A 26,103-nucleotide genomic window follows, 5' to 3' on the forward strand; every position below is an offset into this window, starting at 1 on the left:
GGTGAGGGCTCTCTCCTCTTGGGGAATCCCTCTGTCGAGATACCCTCTCCCCAACCCTCCCCCGCAAGCGGGGGAGGGAGCGCACCGGCAACTTGGCCGCAACGTTTCGATGCGAGGACGCCATGACTGATCAGCTCACCCTCACGCCGCGGCAGCGCCAGGACTTGCGCACCATCGCTGCGATGATCATTCCGCCAAGCGAGGAATACCGCGTTCCGGGCGCCGATGACGACATCATCCAGGCCGACATCCTCGCAACGCTCGGCCGCGACACCAAACGGGTCGTGGCGGCGCTGGATCACCTGTCGCGGCTCGCCGGCATGCCGCTGGCCGATCTCGAGCACGCCGCGCGCGACGGCGTCGCGCAACAGTTCCGCAAGCACGGCGGCGTGGCCGCAGCAACGCTCGTCCGCGTCGTGCTGCAATGCTACTACCGTGACGACCGCGTGCTGAGCTCGCTTGGGCTCGAGCTGCGCGCGCCATTTCCGAAGGGCCATGTGCTTCCGGATGGAGACTGGTCGCTGCTCGATCCGGTCAAGGCAAGAGGCGGCTCGTTGAGGCGGGCACCCTAGCAGCCCAGCTTTGCGTCCCGGGCGGAGCCACTTGCGCTGGAGGGAGCAGGCCACCATCTGTGTGAGCCTCAAGGACTCTTGCCATGTTGGACTTCACCTCAGACATCGTCGATGACGCGCCGTCATCGCGAACGACGACATCTGCCCCTGTCGACGACGGGGCCCTGCTGGACGCCTATTCCAATGCCGTGATCGACGTGACCGACCGTGTCGGTCCCGCGGTCGTGCGCGTCGAGACCGGGCCGAAGGTGCCGAACGGCCGCGAGCGCGGCGGGCTCGGCTCGGGTATCGTGATCTCGCCCGATGGGCTCGTTCTCACCAACAGCCATGTGGTCGGCAGTTCGAAGGAAATTCGGCTGCGCGACGTCGAGGGCCATGTCGGCGACGCGCAGGTGCTCGGCGTCGATCCCGACACCGATCTTGCGCTCCTGCGCGCCAACGGCGTGCGCCACTTGCCCTATGCCGCGCTGGGCAACTCCAAGAGCCTGCGCCGCGGCCAGCTGGTGATCGCGATCGGCAATCCGCTCGGCTTCGAATCGACCGTGACGGCCGGCGTCGTGTCGGCGCTCGGGCGCTCGATCCGCTCGGTCAGCGGGCGCACCATCGAGGACGTGATCCAGACCGATGCCGCGCTCAATCCCGGCAATTCGGGCGGTCCCCTGGTGTCGTCGAATGCCGAGGTGATAGGCATCAACACCGCCATCATCAACGGGGCGCAAGGCATCTGCTTTGCGGTCGCCAGCAACACCGCGCAATTCGTGCTGTCGGAGATCATCCGCCACGGCTATGTCCGCCGCGCCTATATCGGCGTTGCCGGCCAGACCGCGCCGGTTCCGCGGCGGCATGCGGTGCTGGCCGGCGTCGAGAACAAGATGGGCGCGCTCTTGATGCAGATCGAGCCGGATGGACCTGCGGCCAAGGCGGGCCTGTTGCCCGGCGACGTCGTGATCAGGCTCGACGGCGTCGAGATCAACGGCGTCGACGATCTGATCCGCGTGCTCGACCGCGACCGGATCGGCCGGCGGCTCGCCATGGACGTGCTGCGGCTCGGCCGCCTGCGGGCGATCGATATCGATCCGATCGAGCGCAAACCGGCGCGCTAGTCTAGCGCGGAGCAGTGGCGAGCACGTCTCCACAATCTCGTCATTGCGAGCGGAGCGAAGCAATCCAGGATGTTCTGCGGCGACGGTCTGGATTGCTTCGTCGCAAGGGCTCCTCGCAATGACGAGCGGAGAGATTTTGCGCTAGCTGCTACTCCGCCGCCGCGGCAAAGCGGCTGTTCTCGAGCTCCGCCTCAAGCCGCGCCGCCTCGGCCGCTGCCAGCCTGATATTGGCTTCCTTGACATGGCCGAAGCCGCGGACCGTCTCGGGCACGCGTGCAAGCCGCGCCAGCAGCGGGATTTGTGCGGCTTGCAGCCCGACGATCCGCTGATCGATCATGCCAAGATAATCCGCGATCAGCTTCCGCTCGGTCCGGCGCTCCTCGGTGCGGCCGAACGGATCGAGCAGGCCGCCGCGCAGGAACTTGAGTTTGGCGAGAATGCGGAAGGCGTGGATCATCCAGCCGCCGAACTCCTGCTTCTGCAGATGTCCCGTCACCTTGTCGCGCTTTGCGAAGATCGGCGGGGCGAGGTGGTACTTCAGCGTGAAGTCCCCGTCGAACTTCTCCGACACCTTCCTGGCAAAGCTGCCGTCGGTGTAGAGCCGTGCGACCTCGTACTCATCCTTGTAGGACATCAGCTTGAACAGGTTCTTCGCGACGGCCTCGGTCAGCTCCGTCGACGCGGGCGAAACGGCGCTCTCCGCCTTGCGTACCTTGGCGACCGCCGCGAGATAGCGGTCGGAGTAGGCCTTGTCCTGATAGAAGGTCAAGAATTCGGCGCGGGTCGCGATGATGTCGTCGAGCGACTTCGCCGGCGCGGATGCGCGGCTCTTGAACTGGAGCACGCTGCGCACACGCGACATGTCGTGGGCGGCGAGGCGGCCCCAGGTGAAGGCGAGCTTGTTCATCTCGATCGCGGCGCCGTTGATCTCGATGGCGCGCAGCAGGGCCTCCAGCGACAGCGGGATCGCGCCTTTCTGGAACGCGAAGCCGAGCATGAAGGGATTGGTCGCGATGCTGTCGCCCATCAGCGCGGCGGCAATGCCCGTGGCGTCGATGATGTCGAGGTTCTTGTCGCCGATCGCGTCGCGCAGCACGGTCTGCATCGTGCCCATCTCGAAATCGAGATCTGGGTTTTGCACGAAGCTCGCAGTCGGCTGCAGGTCGGCGTTGATGTAGGCCTTCGTCACGCCGCGCTCGGCGCGGCTGAGCGCGGTCGGGCCCGCGGAAACGATCATGTCGCAGCCGAGGATGACGTCGGCACCGCCGGTGGTGATGCGGACCGCGGAGATATCTTCCGGCTTCGGCGCGATGCGCACATGGCTCATCACCGCGCCGTTCTTCTGCGACAGGCCGGTGAAATCCAGCGCCGAGCAGCCGCGGCCGTCGACATGGGCGGCCATGCCGAGCAGGGCGCCGATGGTGATGACGCCGGTGCCGCCGATGCCGGTGACGAGGATGTTGTAGGGGCCGTCGAGCTCACGCGCCGGCGGCAGCGGCAGATCTGCAAACAATTGCCCGGAATCGACCGCCGAGGTCTTCATCCGCTTCAGCGTTCCGCCATGCACGGTGACAAAGCTCGGGCAAAAGCCCTCGACGCAGGAAAAGTCCTTGTTGCAGTTCGACTGGTCGATCTGGCGCTTGCGGCCGAACTCGGTCTCCAGCGGCTGCACCGAGACGCAATTGGAGGCCTGCGAGCAGTCACCGCAGCCTTCGCAGACGAGCTCGTTGATGAAGGCGCGCTTGGCGGGATCGGGATAGAGCCCGCGCTTGCGGCGGCGGCGCTTTTCGGCGGCGCAGGTCTGGTCGTAGACGATGACCGTGAGGCCCTTGATGTCGCGCAGCTCGCGCTGCACGGCATCGAGCTCGCGGCGGTGGTGGATGGTCGCGCCCTGCGGGAAGTAATTTCCTTGCGGGTATTTGCCCGGATCGTCGGAAACGATCGCGAGCCGCTTGACGCCTTCGGCCCAGACCTGGTGCGCGATCTGCGCGACATTGAAGGCGCCCTCGGCCGGCTGCCCGCCGGTCATGGCGACGGCATCGTTGTAGAGGATCTTGTAGGTGATGTTGATGCCGGCGGCGGAAGCGGCGCGGAGCGCCAGAAGACCGGAATGGGTATAGGTTCCGTCGCCGAGATTCTGGAAGATGTGCTGCTCGGTGGTGAAGGGCGATTGGCCGATCCAGTTCACGCCCTCGGCGCCCATATGCGAGATCAGGTCGGTCCGGCGGGTCGGCATGCTCAGGGCCATGCCGTGGCAGCCGATGCCGGCCATGGCGCGGCTCCCCTCCGGCACGCGCGTCGAGGTGTTGTGCGGGCAGCCCGAGCAGAAGAACGGCGTGCGTGCGAGCTTGATCTGCGTGCTGGTGGTGACGGGTTGGTCGAAAGCCTCGAGCCGGGCGAGGCGCTGCTCCAGCACCGGGCTGTGATGGCCGAGCTTGCGCAGCCGCGCCACCAGTGCGGCCGCGACGATGGTCGGTGTCAGTTCGCCCTCGCTTGGCAGCAGCGGCGCGCCGCGCTCGTCGCGCTTGCCCGTGACGGTCGGGCGCTTCGACGCGTCGATATTGTAGAGGATGCGCATGAGCTGGTCTTCGATGAAGCCTCGCTTCTCCTCGACCACCAGCACGTCCTGAAGACCTTCGGCGAAACGCCTGGCGCCGCTTTCCTCGAGCGGCCAGGTCAGCGCGACCTTGTAGATGCGCAAGCCCAGATCCTGCGCGTCCTTGTCCGTAATGCCCAAATCGGCGAGCGCCTGGCGCAGGTCGAGATAGGCCTTGCCGGTCGCGACGATGCCGAGCCGCGCCGGCTTTGAATCGAGCACGATGCGGTCGAGCTGGTTGGCGCGGGCGAAGGCCTGCACCGCGGCCATCTTCGGGCCGAACAGGCGCTTCTCGGCTTCCAGCGGCGGATCGGGCCAGCGGATGTTGAGGCCGCCGGGCGGCATCTCGAAATCGTCGGGCAGCCTGATCTGGATGCGTTCGGGATCGCTGTAGATGGACGCCGAGCTCTCCACGGTCTCGCTGATTGCCTTAAAGCCGACCCAGCAACCGGAGAAGCGCGACAGCGCGAAGCCGTAGAGGCCAAGGTCGAGATAGTCCTGCAGCGTCGCGGGATTCATCACCGGGATCAGCGCCGCCGCGAACACCTGCTCGCTCTGATGCGCCAGCGTCGAGGACTGGCAGCCGTGGTCGTCGCCGGCAAGCGCGAGCACGCCGCCGTTCAGCGAGGTGCCGGCCGCATTGGCATGCTTGAGCGCATCCACCGAGCGGTCGACGCCGGGGCCCTTGCCGTACCAGATGCCGAACACGCCATCGACCTTGGCGCCAGGAAACAGGCCGACCTGCTGGCTGCCCCACACGGCGGTTGCAGCTAGGTCCTCGTTCAGGCCGGGCACGAAGGCGATGTCGTGCTGTTGGAGGTGCGACTTCGCCCGCCACAACGCGTGGTCGTACATGCCGAGCGGGGAACCGCGATAGCCCGAAATGAAGCCGCCGGTGTTGAGCCCCTGGAGCCGGTCGCGTTCGCGCTGCAACATGGGCAGTCGAACCAGAGCCTGCGTGCCGGACAGAAAGATCCGCTTCGATTCGAGCCGGTATTTATCGTCCAGCTCGACCTGCATCAGCGTCATTTCGGGAGTCCTTGTCTTTCGTTCGGCGTGGAGTTTGCACTGCGGGAGGGATTGCGGCGGCGCGACGCGAATTGTGACAGTCAAGAGTATGTGTGGGCGAAGTCAATATCGCTGGCCGCATCCGTGGCGCTCCTGCTAGTCATGGCTGATTGTGGAGAGCATCATGGCTGCAAGAGCATTTGACACTGAGGTCGCCGAGACCGAAGCGCTGATCGGGCCGTGGCGCCAGCCGCGCCAGATGCTGCAAGCGCAAACCTACGACGCGCACGCCTCGATCCACGACGACGCAACCGCCCAGAAGCTCGGCTTCAAGGGCGGCACCATCGAAGGGCCGACCCATTTCAGCCAGTTCGCGCCGCTCGGCGAACGGCTATGGGGTCGTGCCTGGTTCGAGACGGGCTGCCTTTCCGCGCATTATCGCAGCGTCTGCTACGAAGGTGAGGAAGTGCAGGCGATCGTGTCGAAGCCATTGCCCGGCACGAGCCAGTGCCAGATTCAGATGGTCAAGCGCGACGGCACCGAGGTGCTGCGCGGCACGGCCTCGGCCGGCGATGCGCCGGTTGCGACCGCGCTCGAGACGCGCCTCGGCGAGCTCAAGCCGCTCACCGATCCCGTGATCCTGCGCGATGTGAAGGTGGCGCAGACCGGCAAGCGGCAGCCGGTGCGCATGGCCTTCGATCAGAACATGGGCGACCTCTATCCGTTCTCACTCCGGCAGAAGCTCGCCGTCATCACCGAGAACTCGCCCTACTACTCTGGCTCCGACAATCCCTGGGGCAGACCCATCATCCCGATGGAGATGCTGAGCGTGCTGTTCCAGTACCGCTCCAAGGACGACCCGCTGCCGGCCAAAGGCCCGGCTGTCGGCCTGTTCGCCGACCAGGAGATCCGCCTCGTGAAGGGCCCGCTCTTCGTTGGCGAAGAGTACGAAGTCGAGCGCGAAGTGGTCGCGCTCTCCGGCAGCCGCCGCACCGAGAGCGCCTGGGTGAAGACGCGCGTGTTCGACAGGGCGGGCGCGATGGTGGCGACCATGCTGCTGAACATGGCGACGCTGAAGGATTCCTATGCGCCGTATGAGGACGAGTATCGGCGGTTGTACGGGGCGGGGCGGTAGCGCCACTCCTGTCATTCCGGGGCGCGCATAGCGCGAACCCGGAATCCATTTCACCTCGCGTGCCGCCGCCCGATGGATTCCAGGCTCGACGCTTCGCGCCGCCCGGAACGACAGGGAAGAGAGTGCCACAGCCAGCTCATGCTTTAAGCAATTGCACGTCGCGAAACCGCCGCACAGGGAATAAGCAGCCGCCGACCTTGATCGTAACCTTCTGACTGCACAACGAATTCCCTCGCGATCGGCCGTTCTCCGCAATTGTACACAATGGCACGGCGCTTGCAGAACTCCTGGCCAAGAGAGTTCTCGCGGGGGTCTGCGTCATGTTGAACTCAGCCAAGCCGGCAAAGGGCGTCGTCAGCGCCGAGCCCGAGCCGATCACGCTCGACTGGCCCGCCACCGCGCTTCTCATCATCGACATGCAGCGGGACTTCATGGAGCCCGGTGGCTTCGGTGAAACGCTCGGCAACGACGTCAGCCAGCTTGCACGCGCGGTGAAGCCGATCGGCGCGGTGCTGACGGCGGCGCGCGAGAGCGGCATGCTGGTCGTCCACACGCGCGAGGGGCATCTGCCCGATCTCTCCGACGCGCCGCCGGCGAAGGTCGAACGCGGTGCGCCCAGCCTTCGCATTGGTGATCCCGGTCCGATGGGACGCATCCTCATTCGCGGTGAGCCCGGCCACGACATCATTTCCGAACTCTATCCGCTCGACAGCGAAATCGTGATCGACAAGCCGGGCAAGGGCGCCTTCTACGCCACCGAGCTTGGCGATGTCCTGGAGAAGCATGGCGTCGAGAATCTCCTGGTGTGCGGCGTCACGACAGAAGTGTGCGTCAACACCACCGTGCGCGAGGCCAATGACCGCGGCTATCGCTGCGTCGTCATCTCCGACGGCTGCGCATCCTACTTCCCCGAGTTTCACGAGATGGGCCTGAAGATGATCAAGGCCCAGGGCGGCATCTTCGGCTGGGTCGCGAGCTCAGCCGCAGTCCTGGAGGCGATGAGGATTTCGACCACATAGGGGTATGACCATGAGCACATTGACGGGGACGGCCGGCAAATCTGAAATCGACAAGTCCGGGTTCAAGCCGGCACTATGGACATCGGGCGACTGGAACGCGTTTTTCGGCTTCGGCACCAACATCCTCGTCAACATGCTGGTGCTCACGGGCCTGTTGCGCTTCGTGCTGAAGATGCCTGATAGCCTCGTGTTCGGCCGCATCCTGCCCGCCCTCGGGCTGATGATGTGCCTGTCCACCTTCTATTATGCGTATCTCGCGTACCGGCTGGCGCAGAAGACCGGCCGCAACGACGTCTGCGCGCTGCCCTCCGGCGTCAGCGTGCCGCACATGTTCATCGTCACCTTCGTGATCATGCTGCCGATCACGCTGAAGACCGGCGACCCGCTCAAGGGCTGGTCGGCGGGCCTCGTCTGGGTGTTCTTCCAGAGCTTCATTCTCATGATCGGCGGCTTCATTGCGCCGTTCATCCGCAGGATCACGCCGCGCGCGGCGCTGCTCGGCACGCTTGCCGGTGTCTCCGTCACCTTCATCTCGATGCGGCCGGCGCTCGAAATGTACATGACGCCGCAGATTGGTCTGGTCTGCTTCGCCATCATCCTGGTGAGCTGGTTCGGCGGGGTGAAGTATTGGCGCGGCATTCCCGCCGGTCTCGTCGCCATTGCCGTCGGCATGATCATCGCCTGGGGCTCGAACCTGTTCGGGCTCGGCCTTGGCGGCTTGAGCATCTCCGGCGTTGGTGCTGCCTTCGCCAATTTCGGCTTCTCGGTGCCGATCCCGGCAATAGGCTATGTCTTCTCCGGCTTCGAATTCCTCGGCATCATCCTGGTCACCGCCATTCCGTTCGGCATCTACGACCTCGTCGAGGCCATGGACAATGTCGAGAGCGCGGAAGCGGCCGGCGACGACTATCCGACCACGCGTGTGCTCACCGCTGACGGCGTCGTCAGCCTGATCGGCTGCCTGATGGGCAATCCCTTCATCAACGCCGTCTATATCGGCCATCCCGGCTGGAAGGCGATGGGCGGCCGCATCGGTTACTCCGCCGCGACCGGCATCATGGTGGTCGTGCTGTCCTGGTTCGGCATCATCTCGGTGCTGCTGGCACTCGTGCCCGTCGTCGCGATCTCGCCGATCCTGCTCTATATCGGCATGCTGATCGGCGCGCAGGCGTTCCAGACCACGCCGGTCAAGCACGCGCCCGCGATCGTGCTGGCGTTGACCCCGCATCTGGCCGCCTGGGCCAAGCTCCAGATCGACACGATGCTCGGCTCGACCATGAATGCGGCGGCGACCGTCGGCGGCATGGCCGCCGAGAAGGCCGATGCGGTCAAGGCGGCCGCGATCGCCGCGCTGCCGCAGCAGGGCGTGTTCTATCACGGTCTTGAGGTGATGGGTGGCGGCTCCATCCTCGGCGGCTTGGTCCTCGGCGCGATCGGCGTCTTCATCATCGAGCGGGATTTCGAGAAGGCGTCCGCCTTTGCGCTGGTCGGCGCGATCCTGACCTATTTCGGCTTCATGCATGGCGAGGCCGTCGGCATTGGCGGCGGCTTTGGCGTGACGCCCGCGGTGGCCCTGGCCTACGCAGTCATGGCCGCCGGTCTGTTCGCCGCCGCCAAGCTCGGTACCAGCGAGCCCTACGCCGCTCATCCGGAGATGTCGGCCGCGCCGGCGGAGTAGGCGTGGCCTCAAGTCTCGCGGAACGGCCGGGCGGTGTCCCGGCCGTTCCTTTCAGGGACGCACCGCCGGCGTCTCCATCGGCAGGCCACGCGCCCGCGACATCAGGTAGAGCTCGAGCGCGACGAGCTCGGGTGAGCCGTAGTCATAGGCCTGGGCGCGGACGCCGGTCATGCAGCTCCGTAGCCGCCGCTCGAGCGATCCCAGCGTCTGCCATTCCAGGCGGTAGAGCGGATAGCCGGTCGGCTGTCCTTGCGTGATCGGCGCGCCCGCAAGGCGCTTGTCGAAATTGTCGTCATGGCAGTTGGTGCAAGCGAGGTTGAGCTGGCCCTCGCGCTGCATGAAGAGCGCGCGGCCTTGCGCGACAAAAGGCTGGGCTTGCGGATCGTCACCGGCCGAGATCGGGGTGCCGCGCGACTGGTGGGCGACGAAGGCGGACAATGCGAGCAGTTCGCGATCCTCGTAGGGCAGCGGCGTCGCCTGCTGATGATTGGCGCGGCAGAGATTGATCCGCTGATCGAGCGTGACGGGACGGCCGAGTGCCTTGTCGAAGGCGGGGAAGTGCGCCGCGACGCCTTTCATGCTGCTGCGCGCATCGCCATGACAATCCGCGCAGGCCTTGTTGGCGCTGCCTGTCTTCTTCGCCCAGAGCGCTTCGCCGTCGAGCACGAACAGCATGCCGGGATTGGTGGTGTCGTCGTCCTGCATGGCGCGCGTGTCCGGGCCCATGAAAGTGTAGCCGGAGCGGCGTGCATCGGGCGGGATTTCACCGGCGAGCAGGGCAGGGGCTGCGGCGAACAAGGTTGCCACCGCTATCGCGCGCCAGGATATCATTCGACCGTGATCGATGCCGACGCCGTTGTCGAATAGCCGTTGTCGCCGATCCATTCGAACTCGAACTTGCCGCTGTCCTTCGCGACCGTGAAGAACGACAAATACGGGTTCGCCGCGATCGCCGGAAACAGATCGGCGCGAAAAATCTCCGTGCCGTTGTAGCGACATGCAAAGCTCGTGATGATGTCGCGCGGGACCAGCTTGCCGTCGGCGGTGTGGCGGAAACCGGTCTCCATGATGTGCGAGGTCAGCGTGCGGATCTCGATGATGTCGCCGCGTTTGGCCTTTGCCGGAACGTTGATGAGGGCGGCCATCAGTTCGTCTCCTCGGTGCAGGCGGCCAACGTCACGACGACGTCGGCGGCAACCTGCCAGAACGTGTCGTCGGAGAGATGCGCGATCGCGACGACCTTCTGGGTATCGGCGAGCCGGATCCGGGTCGAGACCTGGGCTCGGCCGGAGAAGGGGCCGAGATAGAAATTACCGATGTTCGGCTGCGGGTTCTTTTCGTTGAAGACGTGGATGCTCTTGACGTGGTCATCGGTCGTCATCGGGCTTGCAACGCTCACCGTCATCGGCACCGTGTTGCCGTTCTCGACCAGCGGCGGAATGTCGAGCTTCACCCTGCCACTGCGAATCTGTGCTTCGCCGACGACGTTGCGGATCGCGGTGTTGAGCATCGCCGGTGTTGCTTCGATTGGCCGCAGGGTGACGATCGGGATCGTGCCGGCGGCCGTCACGCCTCCGGCGAGGCCCAGGAATTGTCGTCGCGTGGTTGGCATGAACCTAGTCCCGAAGCGTTGCAAGAAAAGCCACGATGTCCTCGATCTCCGCAGCCGACAAGATCGGCTTGCCGGCGAAGTTGCGTCCGACGCGAACGAGGCCGTCGGCGCGATAATAGGACGGCATGATGGTCTGCGGGTTGAAGCGCGAGGCATCGACCAGTCGAAGCCGCAACTGGCTCACCGACCACCGGTTCCCGGCTCCGGTGAGATCAGGCGCGAGATCACCCTGGAACCGCGTTTCCGGAAATGGGCCGGAATGGCAGAGAATGCAGGTCGTGGCGCGCGCCAGCACCAGAGCGCGGCCGCGCGCGGCATCGCCGGGGGAGCCGGTGAGCGAGGCGGGAATGCCGTCGTTGACGATTGTGTAGGGCAAGAGTTCGTTTGTTTCAGCAGGCGAGGCGAAGGCGAGGCTCGCTACGATGATTGCCGCAGTTGCAGATATCGGATGGGGTGCATGATGTCGTCGCGAACTCCACTTACCTCTCCCGCTTGCGGGAGAGGTCGGCGCGCAGCGGCGGGTGAGGGTTCTTTCCTCTTGGGGATTCTTGATTGTGGAGACACCCTCTCCCCAACCCTCCCCCGCAGGCGGGGGAGGGAGCGCACCTTGCTGGTGGCGACAGCTCGCTCTCATCTTGCGCTAGCCAAAGGTGTCCGCCGTGATGGCCTGAAACCAGCGCTCGGCTTCAGTCGCCTCACGGGCGCGCAATTCGCGCGGCGCGTCGACCGGGCTGGTCGCGCCGCCCTCGACCTCGGCGAAGATGTCGCCCCTAGGCTGGTAGTTGCCGGCGAGCGAGAAACCGTAGCCGGGCGCGACGGTGCTGTAGCAGACCCCTGTGAGTCGTGGCGCCTCCGGTGTGCGACCCGAGAGCAGGCTGACGATCGCGGCGGCGCCGGCCTTGCCCTGCGCGCTTGCAGCGGAGGCCGATTTTGGGATGCCGCCACCAAGGCAGGCGTCGCCGATGACGTGGACGTTCGGGACGAGTTTCGACTCGAACGTGACAGGATCGATCGGGCACCAGCCGGTGGCATCGGCAACACCCGCGAGCCCGGCGATGCGGCCGGCGCGCTGCGGTGGGATGATGTTGGCGACATCAGGGGTGTAGTTGCCGAATTCGGTGACGATGGTCTTGGTCGCGGCATCGATTGAGGTGACGCGGCCGCCTTGCGACAGTGCGACGCGTTCGACCATGTCGCCGTAGAGCTCCTTCCATGCCTGTTCGAACAGCCGCTGCAGGGAGAAAGTGTCCTTGGCATCGAGGATCAGAACTTTCGAGCGCGGCTTCTTCGTCTTCAGGTAATGCGCGATCAGGCCTGCGCGCTCGTAAGGCGCGGGCGGGCAACGAGAGGGATTGGCCGGGATTGCAATGGCGACGGTGCCACCGTCCGGCATTACTTCGAGTTGCCTGCGCAGCAAACGCGTTTGCGCGCCGGCCTTCCAGGCGTGCGGCATCGTCTCCGATGCGGCCTCGTCGTAGCCGGGCAGGGCTTCGAGATGGAAGTCGATGCCGGGCGAGAGCACGAGCCGGTCATAGCCAAACGCGGTGCCATCGCCCGTGGTCACACGACGCTTTTGCGCGTCGATGGCCGTTGCAGCCTGGGCGACGACGGTGATGCCGGCGGCGGCGAGCCTGTCATAGCCGAACTGCTGCGCCTCGATCTCGCGCAGGCCCGCGATCACCTCGTTGCTGAAGGGGCAGGAGATGTAGGTCTTGTTCGGCTCGATCAGGGTGACCTGCAATCTGGCGTCGGCGCGCTTGAGCGCGCGGGCGCAAGCCGCGCCGCCAAAGCCGCCGCCGACCACGACGACGCGGCGCGCCGGTTGCGCGCGCAGGATCGAAGGTGCGGCGAGCGATGTGGCCGCGACGGCGATGCCGAGGACGGCATTCCGCCGTGTCACCGGCGCATTCATGAGGCTTGTCCGGAAAATGCTGCGGCGGCCGGCATGGCCGCCGCGAGTCGTTGTTTGAGCATGATCTTTTCCGGAAAACCGCTTCGCACTTTGCGCTAACGCGGCCCTTCGGGTCCGGATCATGCTTTACGCGAACGTGATGTTCTGGTCCCGCAGCGGCACCGAGCGGATGCGCTTGCCAGTCGCGGCGAAGTACGCATTGAGCACGGCCGGCGCCGCGACGCCGATGGTCGGCTCGCCGACACCGCCCCAGAACCCGCCGCTCGGCACCATCACCGATTCCACCTTCGGCATCTCGTTGATGCGCATCGAGTTGTAGGTGTCGAAGTTGGTCTGCTCGATCTTGCCGTCCTTGACGGTGCAGCCGCCATAGAACAGCGCGGAGAGGCCATAGACGAAAGAGCCCGCGATCTGCCGCTCCACCTGCGCCGGATTGACGATGTAGCCGGGATCGGTGGAGGCGACGATGCGATGCACCTTGATCTTGCTGCCGTCGGTCACCGAGATCTCGGCGGCGCCGGCGACATAGCTGCCGTAGCCCATGACCTGCGCGATGCCGCGATAGACGCCCTGCGGCGCCGGCGTGTCCCAGCCGATCTTCTCGGCCACGGCATTGAGCACCGCGAGGTGCTTGGGGTGATTGCCCATCAGCTTGCGACGGAATTCGAGCGGGTCCTGGCCTGCGGCTTGGGCCAGCTCGTCCATGAAGCATTCCATGTAGATCGCATTGTGATTGACATTGACGCCGCGCCAGAAGCCCGGCGGAACGTGCGGGTTGCGCATCGCATGCTCGATCAACAGGTTCGGCACCGAATAGCCGAACGCCGCGTCTCCGGACTGGGCGACGCCCTGGAACGCGACGGGATCCATGCCGTTCTGCAGCGCTTCGGGGCGAAGCGAGAACAGGATCGACTGGCCGGACAGGCGGTAGTGCAGCGCGATGAGATTGTTGTCGGCGTCGAACGCGCCGGTCATCTTGCACTGGGTGATCGGGTGATACCTGCCCTGCGCCATGTCCTCTTCGCGCGACCACAACAGCTTGATCGGCGTGCCCGGCATCTGCTTTGCGATCATCACCGCCTGGCGGACGTAGTCGGTCTGACCGCGCCGGCCGAAGCCGCCGCCTGGCATCACCTTGTGCACGTCGCACTTCTCGGCCGGCAGGCCGGAAGCCTCCAGCACGGCAGCGAAGACCGCCTCGCCATTCTGCGTGCCGCACCAGACCTCGCATTTGTCCGCCGTGTAGATCGCGGTGGCGTTCATCGGCTCCATGGTGGCGTGGTTCTGGTAGGGATAGCTGTAGACGGCCTCGACCTTTTTCGCGGCGCCGGCGATCGCCGCCTTGGCGTCGCCGTTCTTGTTGCCGACATAGGCCGGCTGCGCGTCGTCGAGCCCCTCGGCCAGCCACTTCGCAATCGACGCACTGGAGACTTTGGCGTTGTCGCCCTCGTCCCAGACGATCGGCAACGCCTCCAGTGCGGTCTTGGCGTGCCACCAGGTGTCGGCAACGACGGCGACCGCGGTATCGCCGACCTTGACCACCTTCTTGACGCCTTTCATGCCGGCGATCTTGGCTTCGTCGAAGCTCTTCAGCTTGCCGCCGAACACGGGGCAGTCCTTGATCGCGGCGTTCAGCATGCCCGGCAGCTTGACGTCGATGCCGTAGATCATGGCGCCGGTGGTCTTGTCGACGGTGTCGAGCCGCTTCACGCCCTTGCCGATCAGCTTCCAGTCCTTCGGATCCTTCAGCTTGACGTCCGCTGGCGGCGTCAGCTTCGCCGCAGCCTCGGCGACCTTGCCGTAGGTCGTGGTCCGGCCCGAGCGCGTATGGGTGATGACGCTGTTCGCGGCCGTGCATTCGGAGGCAGGCACCTTCCACGCATCGGCGGCGGCCTGGATCAGCATCACGCGCGCGGTGGCGCCGCCCTTGCGGACATAGTCCTGCGACGAACGGATGCCGCGGCTGCCGCCGGTCGAGAAATCGCCCCAGACGCGCTTGCGCGCGACGCTCTGGCCCGGGGTCGGATATTCGGTCGTGACCTTGGTCCAGTCGCATTCGAGCTCCTCGGCGACGAGCTGGGCGAGACCGGTGAGCGAGCCCTGGCCCATCTCGGAGCGGGCGATGCGGATCACCACGGTGTCGTCGGGCCTGACCACGACCCAGGCGCCGATCTCGGGCGAGCCGTCGGCGGCGCGCACCACGGCGGGGCCGCCGAAGGGAATGTCGAGGCCGATTGCAAGGCCCGCGCCGACGGCAGCGCTGCCGATGACGAAGGCACGACGGTTCATCCTGGGAGAGACGTGCTTGTTCATAGGGCGGCTCCTTACGCGCTTGCGATCGTGTGGATCGCCTCGCGCACCTGCTGGAAGGTGCCGCAGCGGCAGATGTTGGTGATGGCCTCGTCGATGTCGGCGTCGGTCGGCTTCGGCTTCTCGTTCAGCAGCGCCGCCACCGCCATGATCATGCCGCTTTGGCAATAGCCGCATTGCGGCACGTCCTGGGCGATCCATGCGTCCTGCACCTTGTGCAGCGTGTCGCCCGAGGCGAGCCCCTCGATCGTGGTGATCTTCTTGCCCTCGGCCTCGCTGACCGAGATCCCGCAGGAGCGCATCGCCACGCCGTCGATGTGAACCGTGCAGGCGCCGCATTGTGCGATGCCGCAGCCGTATTTGGTGCCGGTCAGGCCGGCATTCTCGCGGATCGCCCAGAGCAGCGGCGTATCCGGCTCGACGTCGAGAGTGAAGGGTTTTCCGTTGATTGTTAGGTTTGCCATCGCAAGTCCCCTGATTGGCCCAATCCACCGATTGAACTCAGGGCCGCAATCTGTCCGGCAAACTGGAACTGTTCAAATCAACACTCCGAGGGCTAGCCTGGATGCATTGCCGGTCCGCGCGAGAGTATGGACCGCGGCGCTGTTTTGCCTCATCCCTTCCTCAATCGATTCGGGTTGACGTCTCCTCCATGGGCGCCAATCCGCGGCTTCAGGCGACGACCGGCCGTCAAGGCCGGTTCCAGGCCCGGGTCGCGCCCCGCGCAGCGGCGACAGTTTGTCCCTTTTGCCGGGATGCAAGACGCCTGCGCTCTGGTACACTGGGCCGAAGCAATAGGAGTTCCATGAACGTGCCGAGTCCCTGCAACGTGCTGATGCTCTACCCGCTGTTCTCGGCAGAGTCCTTCTGGAGCTTTGGCGAATCCTGCAAAGTGATGGGCGTCAAGCGCCCTGCCGCCCCCTTGGGCCTGATCACCGTTGCCGCGATGTTGCCCGAGAGCTGGACGGTCCGGCTGATCGATTGCAACACGGCGCCGCTCGACGACGACGATCTCGCCTGGGCCGACGTCGTCTTCACCGGCGGAATGATGCCGCAGCAGGCCGACACGCTGCGCCTGATCGAGCTCTGCCGCGCGGCTGGCAAGCCGGTGGTGGTCGGCGGTCCCGATCCCACCTCGAGCCCCCACCTCTATGAGCGGGCCGATTTCCGGGTGCTCGGCGAGGCCGAGAGCGTCATCGACGAATTCATCGCGGCCTGGGAAAGCGGCGCGCGATCCGGAGTCTTCACCGCCCCGAAATTCCAGGCCGACGTCACCAAGACGCCGGTGCCGCGTTTCGACCTGCTCAGGTTCGAGGACTATCTCTATCTCGGTGTGCAGTATTCGCGCGGTTGTCCCTTCACCTGCGAATTCTGCGACATCATCGAGCTCTACGGGCGCGTGCCGCGGACCAAGACGGTCGAGCAGATGTTCGTCGAGCTCGAGACGCTCTACGGGATGGGCTACCGCGGCCATCTCGACTTCGTCGACGACAATTTCATCGGGAACAAGAAGTCGCTGCGGCAATTCCTGCCAAGGCTCGCCGAATGGCAGCGCACGCACGGCTATCCCTTCGAATTCTCCACGGAAGCCTCGGTCAACCTCGCCGACGATCCGGAGCTGCTGGAACTGATGGGGGCGGCCAATTTCTTCGGCATCTTCGTCGGCATCGAAAGTCCGGACCCGGCGACGCTGGTCGCGATGCGGAAGAAACAGAACACACGGCGCAACATCGCCGAGAGCATCCACAAGATCTACGCCGCCGGCATGCTCGTCACCGCGGGCTTCATCGTCGGCTTCGACAACGAGAAGGTCTCGATGGCGGAGGCCATGATCGAATTCATCGAGGAGGCGGCGATTCCCGTCGCCATGGTCGGCCTGCTCTATGCCTTGCCGAACACGCAGCTCACGCGCCGCCTCGAGCGCGAAGGCCGGCTGCATCCGGGCCACGATGTGGCGCCGACAATCGGCGCCGATCAGTGCACGGCCGGCATCAATTTCGATCCGGTCCGCCCGTTGCGCGACATCCTGTTGGACTACAGGCGGGTGCTGGAGCACACCTACAGCCCGGCGGCCTATGCAGGACGCGTCGACCGCCTGATGACGCTGCTCGACCGATCCAGGCAGCGTCCCGAGCTGGCCGAAGGAGATATCCGCGCCAAGCTCGGGGCGATGGAGACGGTGCACAAGGTGGTCTCCGCCCTTCCCGAGGCACGGGGGCCGCTCTGGCAGACCTTCATGAATTGCGCCAAGCGTGACACCTCGTCCGCGCGCATCGCCGTGCAGATGATCGCGGCCTACGCGCATCTCGGACCGTTCTCGCGCAAGGTGATCGCTGCCATCGATGAGCGCCTGGCCGCGCTGGACGAGCACATGCCTCATCCCGTCGTGGCCGCGGAGGCGACCGAGGTTCGACATCTGGCCTGACTCCGGAGAGCCGATGGGGATCGCCGGGACGCTTGATGCGCCGCCCGGCGGGCCTTCCGGCAATCAAAGTGGCTGCCATGTGTGAGATCCCGGCTTGACAGCCGAACAACCTCAAGCTGATCGTCATCAGGACGACACCGGGCCTGCCATGATTTCGGTGCGCGGCTGCGTCATTGCCAGATCGGCTTTAGCGGGGTTGAGCCATGTTCGGGAAGGTGATCCGCTGGTCGATTGCATTGATTGCCGTGGCCGTTCTGGCCTTTGCGTATCTGCCTTCCTTCATCGCCGATTCCATCTACAAGAACGTCGACGACATCACCGACGGCGAGATGCCTGCCACCGTCACCGCCTTTCAATCGGGGCCGGACGTCGTCAGTACCATCGGCGGCAGCGGCGAGGGCTTGAACTGCAGCCTGCCGCCCTGGGCCAACATCTTGTTCGACGGCGGGACGGATTCCAACCAGAAGCGCCATCTCGTCCTGCAGCGCTTCAGGCAGGCCTGCGTCTTTCACGACCTGTGCTATCGCCACGGCCTTGCGACCTACGGCTATAACCAGAACGATTGCGATCGCATTCTGCAAAACGCGGCTTTTCGTCTGTGTGTGTACATACGAAACAGCAGTCAGGAGAGCAGCGCGGCGCGCTGCCAGACCGATTCCAAGATGGTTCTGGCCGGTGTGAGTCTGGGAGGATATGACGCCTATCGCGGCTGGGACCGATCGACCTATTTCGAATTCGATTCGGATCCGTCGCGGTCGAACGGATTTCAGGTCAGCCGCGTGGTCAATCATCCATTCAAGGCGATCCTACCTGCCAAATACGCAGGTGACCCCGATCAGGTCATTCTCATGTTCGAGAACCTTCGCTCCAATCTGGCCGTGACCTGCATCACCTGCGCGACTGTTCCCGTTCTCGAGTGGACCACCGATCCCAACGCCGTCAGCGCCGAACTACGCTCGGTCGGGGTGACGCGGTTGCCGGACGTGCTGCTCAAACGCGTGCCCATGCTGACTGAAACCATGCCGGTCTGGTTGCCGCCGCGCCGGCGGCACGCGGCGCCGCATCTCCTGGTCGATGGAGCGGGCAAGGACCATCTGATCTGGATGAGCCGGAACAACTCGGAGAACAGCATATCCTGTGTCGTCAGCACCGATGCGGCGCGACTCCTCACCAATACCTTGCCGACCCGGGATCTCTGCTCGGTCGATGCGGGTCCATCGCTGACCCGCGTGGAAGTCGACATGTTCGCGACCTCTCCGCTTCCGATGGAAGTACCCGGAAGTTCGGATCTCATCTATGCGACCTCGGCGAGCCCACAGAAGACGGCAGAGCACCATCTGAGCTTCTGTTCGCGCTCTGCGTCCCGGAAGGTCGAGGAGACCGACCATGACGATCGGTCCAAATGCGTCACCTTCCCCGAAACGGAGGTCCGCAACGGCGCGGCGCTCGGCGCATTTCAGAACTTTCCGCTGGTTCGTCCCGGGCAGCAGATCTATTTCGCGCGGGACATCGCGCAGCAGACGGACTCGCTGCTGACCGCCGTCCGGCAGCGCGCCTTCGGCAATACCTTTTCGCCCGAAGGCGCCCTGCTCGTGATCGACGTTGCTCCGCCGCTCGCCGTAAAAGGGCCTCTCTCGGCCAAGCTGAAGAAGATCGTCCGGTTCAACATCGACGATCGCTTCGATCCGATGATGCCGATCACGCGCAAGGTGGAGGACCTGCGCTTCCTGAGCCTCGAGGCGGCGAAGTCGAGCGTGCACCTTCGCATGGTCGATTTCGCCAAGGACAAACCCTCCGTCGGCAATGTGCAACTGATGATGAGCAACGGCGAGGTGGACCTGGATCGCTCCTGGGCGGAGAGGCCCATGCTGGTGCTGGAGACCAGGGACGCGCGACCCAGAACCAAGCTGGTGTTCTCGCGTGGAGAAGTCGCGGTCCAGCCGGGCAAGCCCGTCACGTCCGGCGCGACGACGGAAGCGTTGACGCTGCAGACATTGGTTTTCGAACGCGATGCAGCGGCGCCTTCGAACTCGCCGTTCGTGAAATCGGCCGGCGCGGCGTGCCGGATCGTCTACGAGTTCGCGCCGAACCACACCGATTGGCCGTGCTATCGCGCGTTCGATCCCGAGCGTACGATGCGGGCGTCGCCGGCGACACGGATGCAGGCCTCCCAGATGCTGGTCGGGGTGTTCACCCGAGCCGGCGGCCATGGCATCGCATTTCCCGATCTCTGCCTGAAGTCGGAGCCGATCATCCTGGCGCCGCAAGGGAGCACGTTTGTGCCCGTGAGCGAGACCGCGGGCTGGCAGGGCCCGCCAAGGCTGACACGGACGGTCACATGCGAGCCGCTCGATGCGGCGGCCGTCGTGAGCCGTCCGATCGCGCAGAAGGCGCAGTGAAGCCCGCCCGAAAAGCGCGCCAGCGCGTCCGGTCTACTTCACCGCCAACCGCAGGAAGCTCATCACGCTGCCGAGCGCGGCAAAGCCTGCGCCAAGCGCCAGCGCCAGTGTCGCGCCGTCACGACCTGCGAGCGCGAAGCAGGCTGCGGCGAGCGCCGCGCCGGTCGTCTGTCCCGTCAGGCGCGCAGTGGCCACGATGCCCGAGGCGCTGCCGCTCCGGTGCGGCGGCGCGCTCGACATCACCGCCTTCATGTTCGGCGCCTGGAAGAAGCCGAACCCCATGCCGCAGATCACCATGCGCCAGATGATGTCGGGGATCGCAGGATTGGCCGGCAGCATGGCGAGCAGCGCCATGCCGAGGCCGAGCAGCACGAGGCCGATGCCGCCGAGCAGGCCGACGGCATAGCGGTCGGAGAGGCGCCCCGCGATCGGCGCCATGATGCCGACCACCAGCGGCCAGGGCGTCATGAAGAAGCCGGTCTCGACCTGAGAGCGGCCGAGCACGTCCTCGAAGTAGAACGGCAGCGAGACGAAGGCGAGGCCCTGCACGGCGAAGGAGCACACCGCGGTCGCCGCCGACAGCGCGAACATCGGCCGGCTGAACAGGTCGATCGGCAGCATCGGCGCGGGATGGTCGGCGTGGCGGCGCGTCAGGATGAAGCCGAGCGCGAGGGCGGTGACCAGCTCGATACCCACGATCACCGGCGACAGGTTGTGCGCGGCGCTGCCGATGCCGGTGATGAACAGGCCGAGGCAGGCGGCGGCGAGGATCGCGCCGAGAAAATCGAAACCGTGATCGGCGCGCGGGGTCTTCGGCAGCATCGCAAAGCCGATGCCGATGGCGACGAGGCCGAACGGGATGTTGACGGCGAACAGCCAGGGCCACGGGCCGATCGCCAGGATGGCGGAGGCGATCGAGGGACCGAAGGTGAAGGCGGTCGCGACCACCAGCGCGTTGTGGCCGAAACCGCGGCCCTGCAGCCGTCCGGGATAGACGAAGCGCACCAGCGCGGTGTTGACGCTCATGATGCCGCTCGCGCCCAGGCCCTGCAGCGTGCGCGCGACGAGCAGGCTGTCCAGCGACCACGCCACCGCGCAGAGCAGCGAGGCCATGGTGAACAGGATCAGGCCGCCGAGATAGATGCGCTGGTGCCCGACGATCTCGCCGAGCGCGCCCAGCGGCAGCAGGGTTGCGACCAGCGCGATCTGGTAGACGTTGACGACCCAGACCGACTGCTCCGGTGTGACGCGAAGATCGGCGGCAATTGCGGGCAGGGCGATGTTGGCGATCGCGGTGTCGAGCGAGGCCATCGCCAGCGCGGTGAAGATCGCAGCAATGGCCCAGCGCCGCTGGGTGGCCGGAAGGCCGTCGGTGACGGGATGGTCGGGCTCGCGGGCCGCGGCAGGTAACGTGATTGTCATTGCCTTGATGTCATTGCCCGGCGCGTTGCGCCGAGGGCGTGGCCGAGGGGACCTCGGCATGTACTACGGACGGGCCACCTGCCACAGACACACATGTGCATGCTGTGTATGCGCACCGCCCGCGGCTGTGCGCTTGGACAAAAATGCGAAAACAACCCCATGCACAGTAGAAGGCCCCTTGATCGACAAGGGTTTTTACAACTCCGTCGCGACGATCGTTTGTCGCCGCGATCACGTTGACACGTCGGGCAAAACACCGGCAGCGTTGCCGTAAGCGGGCGCGGCTGCAGCCGTCCCCCGTTTGGCTCAGGCGGAACTCATCCCCGCCTTCACCGCCCGAGGCGTTGCAGCACCAGCTCGTTCGATTGGGCGGGCAGGGAGGACAGGCGCCGCTTCAGTTCGGCGAAGGCTCTGTCCGTGATGTCGAGCGTGTTGTCGATGTCGTCCGTCGTCAGGGCGGCGTTGAAGAACATGTTGTGATAGGGGTGAAGATAGGCCCCAGATCGAACTGCAAAGCTGGCCCAGAAGTAACCCTTCCGCATGTCCGGATCGTCGTCGAACAGGATTTGTGGCATCTGCGACGGTCCGGTCTGGCGGACCGCAATGCCGTGTGCGGAGGCCTGCGCCGCGATCCCCGCCCGCAGCCGCGTGGAACTGGCGACGATCCGTTCGAGATAATCGCTCGTCCGGATCTCCCGCAGGGTCGCGATCGCCGCCGCCATCGGCACGGCGGAGAACCAGAAGGATCCCGTGACGTAGATGCTGGACGCTGCGCTGCGCGCCTTCTCCGAGCCGAGAAGGGCCGAGATCGGATAGCCGTTGGCGAGCACCTTGCCCCATGCGCTGAGATCGGGCTGAACGCCGTGCACCGACCAGCTGCAGTCGCGCGAGAGGCGAAAGCCGGTGCGTACCTCGTCGAGGATCAGCAACGCATCCGCATCATCGCAGAGCTTCCTCAGTCCAAGCGCATATTCGGCCGAGGGCGCGTACTGGTCGTTGAACGTCTCGTGACGGAATGGCGTCGCGAAGACGCCGGCGACGTCGCCGGCGGCCTTGCGAAACGCCTCCGTCGCACTGTCGAGGTCGTTGTAGTCGAAATAGATGATGTGGGCCCGGTCCTCCGCGGTGATGCCCTTCATGTTGGGAGTATTCCAGGGGGCGGCGCCGTGATAGGTGCCCTTCGCGACGAGAATTTTGCGGCGATCCCGATAAGCCCGTGCCGTCACCATCGCCATAGAGGTAGCATCGCTTCCGTTCTTGCAGAACATGGCCCAGGCCGCATGCCCGATCATCGATACGAGGTCTTCCGCAAGCACGACCATGGCCTCGGAGGGACCGGTCATGGTGTCTCCCATCGCGGCCTGAGCCCGTGCGGCTTCCTCGATGCCGCGGTGCCGGTAGCCGAGCAGATTGGGACCGAACGCACACATGTAGTCGACGTAACGGTTGTGATCGCAGTCCCAGAGATAGGCTCCCTCGGCTCGCGAGAAGAATTGCGGAAAGTCCTCCGAAAGAAGGGCGACCGATTCGTGACCATACATGCCCTTCGGGATCACCTGCCGTGCGCGTTCGCGCAGTTCGGAGTCCTTCGAATTTCTCATCATGGATTGTCCTGTCGGATTGGGGCCGCGCGTCAGCTCGGCATCGCGATGTCGGGACGACGCTGTCTCCACGGCATTGCAGCCTCGAAGGCGGCGGCTGCCTGCAGGACGCCAAGATCGTCGAAGCGACGGCTGACGATCTGCAGGCCCACGGGCAGGCCGGCGCGGGTCATGCCGCAAGGCACGCTCGCCGCCGGGTGGCTCGACATGTTGAAGGGGTAGAGGAATTCCGCCCATTCAAGCCAATCCCAATCGTGATCGGGCCAATGTTCCGGCCTGACCCGCTCGACGGGAAAGGCCGCAACCGAGGCGACCGGCGTGATGAGATAATCCCAATCCTCGAGAAAGCTCGATATCTGCGCGACATACGCGAATTTGCGCTCGCGCATGTTCATGTACTCGGTCGCGGAATAGTTGGCTCCCTCGCGAATGCAGGCGACGAGGTCGCTGCCCATGCTGGCTTCCCACTCCGGCAGCAGCCCGGCCCGGCGCCCCCAGAGAGCCGCCCAGAAGAAGCGCCCGAGCTCCGGTCCCTGCGGTCCCCACGGCGGCGTCACGATCTCCACTTCGGCCTGAAGCTCCCCGGCAAAGACCTTGGCTGCCGATGCAACGATCCCTGCGATCTCGTCATCGACACGGGCGTGACCGAGATCCGGGCTGAAGGCGATGCGCTTGCCCTTCATCGAGGTCTTCAGCTTCGCGAGGTAGGCATCGGGCGCCGCTTCGCAGGATGTGTGGTCGAGCGGATGCGGGCCGGCCATTGTCTCCAGCATCAGCGCGGCGTCGGCAACGGTTCGCGTCATCGGGCCGATATAGGTGGCGTAGTCGTTGTTGGAGACCGGCGCGTAGGGGACCCGGCCAAAGGTCGGCTTCAAGCCGAAGACGCCGCAGAAATGGGACGGCATCCGGATCGAGCCGGCTCCATCCGAGCCGAGGTGCAGCGGTCCGTAGCCCGCCGCTGCACCTGCGCCTGCGCCTGCAGACGAGGCGCCGGCATTGAAGCCGCGTTTCCATGGATTGTGCGTCACGCCCGTCACCGGATTGCGGCTGATGCCGGACCAGCCGAATTCGGACATCGTGGTCTTGCCGAGGATGATCGCGCCGGCATCGCGCAGTCGCGCCACGACGACATTGTCCTCGCGGGCAACAGGGCCCTTCAGCGCATGCGTGCAGGTCGCCGTTTCGTAGCCGGCGACACCGAAGGCGTCTTTGATCGTGACGGGAATTCCTTCGAGCGGCCGAGCCTCCCCGCTGCGCAGGCGCCGCTCGGAATCCCGTGCTGCCACCAACGCGTCGTCTCTCATCACCACGGAGAACGCGTTGATCGCCGGCTCGAGCGCCGCGATCCGGTCGAGGACGCCCGATACGGCTTCTACCGGCGAGAGCTCGCGGCGTTCAAAGCGCGCCTTCAGTTCCAGCGCGGTTGCGTAACCCAATTCGTCGTGCAAGTCGTTCATGTTTTCGGTCATCCCACCGAGGCGTTGATTGCATGGGTCGAGGTGTGATCGACGGGCTCTGGGGATCAGGCCTTCTTCACACCGTAGAACTGGGAGAAGCCCAAGGGAATGTCGCTGAGCTTCTGGGAGTATGCGGCCGGTTGCGCGAAGTAGCCAAGCGGCAGGTAGGGGGTGTCCTGCATGGCCTGCGCCTGGATGTCCCGAACCAGCCGCTGTCTCTCCTTGTCGTCCTGGGCCGACAGAAATGCGAGGCGCAGGGCCTCGATCTTCTCGCTGCTCGGCCAGCCGAAGGTGCCGGCCTTGCCGATGCCCCTGAGATAGGAGTGAGCGGCTGGATTGATCGCGGACGCGCCGGGGACGTAATTGCACCATGCGCTCCAGCCGCCCTGGTCGAGCGGGCGCTGCGACGCAATACGCTGCAACACGGTGCCCCAATCGGACACCTGGTAATCGACTTCGAGGCCGATCTTCTTGAACATGTCGGCGGCGACCAGGCTCATGGAGTTGAGGGCGTGGAGGTCGGTCGGGACGACGAAGACGATACGCTCGCCCTTGTAGCCCGCCGCCTGCAGATCGCGCTTGGCCTTGGCGTAGTCCGGCGCCCCCGCGAAGACGTCCATGCCGGCATCGTTTGCGAAGGGGGAGGCGGGCAGGAAGAAGCCGACATTGTCCTTCCAGAAATTGCCATTGGTGCCCATGACGGCCGTCATGAATTCCGTCTGGCTGATGGCCGACAGGATGGCGCGACGGATTGCGGGATTGTCAAAGGGGGGAACGAGATGATTGAGCCTGATCATCGCGAGATAGCCGCCGGTGTCCTTGACCTCGACCTTGATGTTGCCTCGCTTGGCGAGCAGCGGCAACAAGTCCGGAGTCGGTTGCTCCCACCAGTCGACTTCGCCGACCTGAAGGGCGGCCGCGGCCGTCGCCGCATCCGGCAGAACGCGCCAGATCACGCGGTCGAGGTGGACGGTCTTGGGGCCGGCCATGAAGCTGGCGGTGCCTGACGGTCGCGGGACGTAGCCGTCAAACCGCTTGTAGACGACCTGGGATCCGACGATGCGTTCATCCGGCACGAACTGGAACGGTCCGCTGCCGATCATCTCCTTGACCTGCTCCGTGCCCGGCGTGAGCGCGAGGCGCTCGGGCATGACGGGGCACACGCTCGACGGTTTGCCCAGCGCATAGGCCAGCAAAGGAAAAGGCTTCTTCAGGTCGAAGACGATCGTATTGTCGGACGTTGCGGAGAGTTCAGCGGTGGCGCTGCGAAGATCTCCACCGAAGACGTCTCGGCTCCACCAGCGCTTGATGCTGGCCACGGCATCCCGCGCCAGGACCCGTTCGCCGTCGTGAAACTTCAATCCCTCTCGCAGCGTCAATGTCCAGCGCAGGCCGTCGCGGTCGATCTCGTGACCAGCCACCATCTGCGGCTGTGCTTCGAAACGTTCGTCGACGCCGTAGAGCGTGTCGAACACCATCAGTGCATGGTTGCGGGTCACGAGCCCCGTCGTCTGCACAGGATCGAGCAAAGTGAGATCGGATTGCGGAACGAAGGTCAGGACCTTCTCACCCGCCGCCGAGGCGAGGCGAGGCGCTGCAACTGTGGCCGTCGCCGTGGCGGTTGCGGCTTTCAAGAAGTCTCGGCGGTTCATGGCACTCCTTTCAGGGAAACGGAGATCAGGCGCGGACCTCACCATGCGCGGAATGATATTGATATTAATTTCGATTATAAAGCGGAGTCTTTGGGCGCATTCTCCGGGGAAAGATCCCTGCATTTTCACGATCATACGGAAATATGAGCAAAAAATGGTCACAGAGCCGCCCACGGCGGAAGCGGGTAGCGTCGGTGTCCGG

19 protein-coding genes are annotated in these 26,103 nt (G+C 65.2%); 7 read left to right on the top strand and 12 right to left on the bottom strand.

Annotated features, from left to right (window positions below; translation table 11 throughout):
- Positions 1–122: 122 nt before the first annotated feature.
- Positions 123–572, top strand: a complete 450-nt coding sequence (locus tag FJV43_RS27125) for a hypothetical protein (RefSeq protein ID WP_239622088.1) — start codon at positions 123–125, stop codon at positions 570–572.
- Between the two features lie 83 nt (positions 573–655).
- The gene (locus FJV43_RS27130; protein WP_239622089.1) at positions 656–1,675 is read left to right on the top strand and encodes a trypsin-like peptidase domain-containing protein; all 1,020 of its coding nucleotides are present in this window, start codon (positions 656–658) and stop codon (positions 1,673–1,675) included.
- Between the two features lie 148 nt (positions 1,676–1,823).
- Here FJV43_RS27130 and FJV43_RS27135 read toward each other — a convergent pair whose 3' ends face one another.
- Entirely contained in the window at positions 1,824–5,300 is a 3,477-nt protein-coding gene (locus FJV43_RS27135; protein WP_239622090.1) for an indolepyruvate ferredoxin oxidoreductase family protein, read from the bottom strand.
- 163 nt (positions 5,301–5,463) lie between these two features.
- On the opposite strand from FJV43_RS27135, the gene FJV43_RS27140 reads away from it, so the two are divergent.
- From FJV43_RS27140 to FJV43_RS27150, 3 genes are all read left to right on the top strand, one after another.
- Positions 5,464–6,414, top strand: coding sequence for a hypothetical protein (locus tag FJV43_RS27140; RefSeq protein ID WP_239622091.1), 951 nt, complete (start codon positions 5,464–5,466; stop codon positions 6,412–6,414).
- A gap of 320 nt (positions 6,415–6,734) precedes the next feature.
- Positions 6,735–7,433 (top strand): isochorismatase family cysteine hydrolase, encoded by a 699-nt coding sequence (locus tag FJV43_RS27145; protein WP_239622092.1) that lies wholly within the window; start codon positions 6,735–6,737, stop codon positions 7,431–7,433.
- Between the two features lie 10 nt (positions 7,434–7,443).
- Positions 7,444–9,111: a regulator gene (locus FJV43_RS27150; RefSeq protein ID WP_239622093.1), complete on the top strand. Its 1,668-nt coding sequence runs from the start codon at positions 7,444–7,446 to the stop codon at positions 9,109–9,111.
- A gap of 51 nt (positions 9,112–9,162) precedes the next feature.
- On the opposite strand, the gene soxA is transcribed toward FJV43_RS27150, so the two are convergent.
- The 7 genes from soxA to FJV43_RS27185 all read right to left on the bottom strand — a co-directional run bounded on the left by soxA (position 9,163) and on the right by FJV43_RS27185 (position 15,409).
- On the bottom strand, positions 9,163–9,942 hold the full coding sequence (soxA, locus tag FJV43_RS27155) for a sulfur oxidation c-type cytochrome SoxA (RefSeq protein ID WP_239622094.1): 780 nt from the start codon (positions 9,940–9,942) through the stop codon (positions 9,163–9,165).
- Entirely contained in the window at positions 9,939–10,256 is a 318-nt protein-coding gene (gene soxZ / locus FJV43_RS27160) for a thiosulfate oxidation carrier complex protein SoxZ (RefSeq protein ID WP_239622095.1), read from the bottom strand. The genes soxA and soxZ overlap by 4 nt, the downstream gene beginning before the upstream one ends.
- Positions 10,256–10,723 (bottom strand): SoxY-related AACIE arm protein, encoded by a 468-nt coding sequence (locus tag FJV43_RS27165; protein ID WP_239622096.1) that lies wholly within the window; start codon positions 10,721–10,723, stop codon positions 10,256–10,258. Before FJV43_RS27165 ends, soxZ begins: the two co-directional genes overlap by 1 nt.
- Positions 10,724–10,727: 4 nt before the next feature.
- Positions 10,728–11,150 (bottom strand): sulfur oxidation c-type cytochrome SoxX, encoded by a 423-nt coding sequence (gene soxX, locus FJV43_RS27170; protein ID WP_239629626.1) that lies wholly within the window; start codon positions 11,148–11,150, stop codon positions 10,728–10,730.
- 213 nt (positions 11,151–11,363) lie between these two features.
- Complete coding sequence (locus FJV43_RS27175; RefSeq protein ID WP_239622097.1) at positions 11,364–12,635, bottom strand: NAD(P)/FAD-dependent oxidoreductase; 1,272 nt, start codon at positions 12,633–12,635, stop codon at positions 11,364–11,366.
- A gap of 126 nt (positions 12,636–12,761) precedes the next feature.
- On the bottom strand, positions 12,762–14,948 hold the full coding sequence (locus tag FJV43_RS27180) for a molybdopterin cofactor-binding domain-containing protein (protein ID WP_239622098.1): 2,187 nt from the start codon (positions 14,946–14,948) through the stop codon (positions 12,762–12,764).
- An 11-nt stretch (positions 14,949–14,959) separates the two neighbouring features.
- On the bottom strand, positions 14,960–15,409 hold the full coding sequence (locus FJV43_RS27185) for a (2Fe-2S)-binding protein (RefSeq protein ID WP_239622099.1): 450 nt from the start codon (positions 15,407–15,409) through the stop codon (positions 14,960–14,962).
- Positions 15,410–15,750: 341 nt separating this feature from the next.
- Between FJV43_RS27185 and FJV43_RS27190 the strand changes: the two genes are divergently transcribed.
- Together FJV43_RS27190 and FJV43_RS27195 are read left to right on the top strand one after the other, a co-directional pair.
- The gene (locus tag FJV43_RS27190) at positions 15,751–17,370 is read left to right on the top strand and encodes a radical SAM protein (protein ID WP_239622100.1); all 1,620 of its coding nucleotides are present in this window, start codon (positions 15,751–15,753) and stop codon (positions 17,368–17,370) included.
- 203 nt (positions 17,371–17,573) lie between these two features.
- A complete protein-coding gene (locus FJV43_RS27195; RefSeq protein ID WP_239622101.1) occupies positions 17,574–19,769 on the top strand; it encodes a hypothetical protein in 2,196 nt (731 codons plus the stop codon).
- A gap of 33 nt (positions 19,770–19,802) precedes the next feature.
- Here the strand turns inward: FJV43_RS27195 and FJV43_RS27200 are convergent, their stop codons facing one another.
- The 4 genes from FJV43_RS27200 to FJV43_RS27215 form a co-directional block, all read right to left on the bottom strand.
- Positions 19,803–21,191 (bottom strand): MFS transporter, encoded by a 1,389-nt coding sequence (locus FJV43_RS27200; RefSeq protein WP_239622102.1) that lies wholly within the window; start codon positions 21,189–21,191, stop codon positions 19,803–19,805.
- Between the two features lie 329 nt (positions 21,192–21,520).
- Entirely contained in the window at positions 21,521–22,795 is a 1,275-nt protein-coding gene (locus tag FJV43_RS27205) for an aminotransferase class III-fold pyridoxal phosphate-dependent enzyme (RefSeq protein ID WP_239622103.1), read from the bottom strand.
- A 29-nt stretch (positions 22,796–22,824) separates the two neighbouring features.
- Positions 22,825–24,249, bottom strand: coding sequence for an amidase family protein (locus FJV43_RS27210; protein WP_239622104.1), 1,425 nt, complete (start codon positions 24,247–24,249; stop codon positions 22,825–22,827).
- A 65-nt stretch (positions 24,250–24,314) separates the two neighbouring features.
- Positions 24,315–26,024, bottom strand: coding sequence for an ABC transporter substrate-binding protein (locus FJV43_RS27215; RefSeq protein WP_239622105.1), 1,710 nt, complete (start codon positions 26,022–26,024; stop codon positions 24,315–24,317).
- Positions 26,025–26,103 lie beyond the last annotated feature (79 nt).

Source organism: Bradyrhizobium sp. I71 (assembly GCF_022354745.1).
Lineage (GTDB): Bacteria > Pseudomonadota > Alphaproteobacteria > Rhizobiales > Xanthobacteraceae > Bradyrhizobium > Bradyrhizobium liaoningense.

What these genes read in the sequence shown, in the direction of transcription:
- FJV43_RS27210 (WP_239622104.1), bottom strand. Translation starts at nt 24,249, where the DNA reads ATGAACGACTTGCACGACGAATTGGGTTACGCAACCGCGCTGGAACTG.
- FJV43_RS27190 (WP_239622100.1), top strand. Translation starts at nt 15,751, where the DNA reads ATGAACGTGCCGAGTCCCTGCAACGTGCTGATGCTCTACCCGCTGTTC.
- FJV43_RS27205 (WP_239622103.1), bottom strand. Translation starts at nt 22,795, where the DNA reads ATGATGAGAAATTCGAAGGACTCCGAACTGCGCGAACGCGCACGGCAG.
- soxZ (WP_239622095.1), bottom strand. Translation starts at nt 10,256, where the DNA reads ATGGCCGCCCTCATCAACGTTCCGGCAAAGGCCAAACGCGGCGACATC.
- FJV43_RS27135 (WP_239622090.1), bottom strand. Translation starts at nt 5,300, where the DNA reads ATGACGCTGATGCAGGTCGAGCTGGACGATAAATACCGGCTCGAATCG.
- FJV43_RS27215 (WP_239622105.1), bottom strand. Translation starts at nt 26,024, where the DNA reads ATGCAGGGATCTTTCCCCGGAGAATGCGCCCAAAGACTCCGCTTTATA.
- FJV43_RS27140 (WP_239622091.1), top strand. Translation starts at nt 5,464, where the DNA reads ATGGCTGCAAGAGCATTTGACACTGAGGTCGCCGAGACCGAAGCGCTG.
- FJV43_RS27125 (WP_239622088.1), top strand. Translation starts at nt 123, where the DNA reads ATGACTGATCAGCTCACCCTCACGCCGCGGCAGCGCCAGGACTTGCGC.
- soxA (WP_239622094.1), bottom strand. Translation starts at nt 9,942, where the DNA reads ATGATATCCTGGCGCGCGATAGCGGTGGCAACCTTGTTCGCCGCAGCC.
- FJV43_RS27185 (WP_239622099.1), bottom strand. Translation starts at nt 15,409, where the DNA reads ATGGCAAACCTAACAATCAACGGAAAACCCTTCACTCTCGACGTCGAG.
- FJV43_RS27200 (WP_239622102.1), bottom strand. Translation starts at nt 21,191, where the DNA reads ATGACAATCACGTTACCTGCCGCGGCCCGCGAGCCCGACCATCCCGTC.
- FJV43_RS27130 (WP_239622089.1), top strand. Translation starts at nt 656, where the DNA reads ATGTTGGACTTCACCTCAGACATCGTCGATGACGCGCCGTCATCGCGA.
- FJV43_RS27175 (WP_239622097.1), bottom strand. Translation starts at nt 12,635, where the DNA reads ATGAATGCGCCGGTGACACGGCGGAATGCCGTCCTCGGCATCGCCGTC.
- FJV43_RS27180 (WP_239622098.1), bottom strand. Translation starts at nt 14,948, where the DNA reads ATGAACAAGCACGTCTCTCCCAGGATGAACCGTCGTGCCTTCGTCATC.
- FJV43_RS27150 (WP_239622093.1), top strand. Translation starts at nt 7,444, where the DNA reads ATGAGCACATTGACGGGGACGGCCGGCAAATCTGAAATCGACAAGTCC.
- FJV43_RS27145 (WP_239622092.1), top strand. Translation starts at nt 6,735, where the DNA reads ATGTTGAACTCAGCCAAGCCGGCAAAGGGCGTCGTCAGCGCCGAGCCC.
- FJV43_RS27195 (WP_239622101.1), top strand. Translation starts at nt 17,574, where the DNA reads ATGTTCGGGAAGGTGATCCGCTGGTCGATTGCATTGATTGCCGTGGCC.
- FJV43_RS27165 (WP_239622096.1), bottom strand. Translation starts at nt 10,723, where the DNA reads ATGCCAACCACGCGACGACAATTCCTGGGCCTCGCCGGAGGCGTGACG.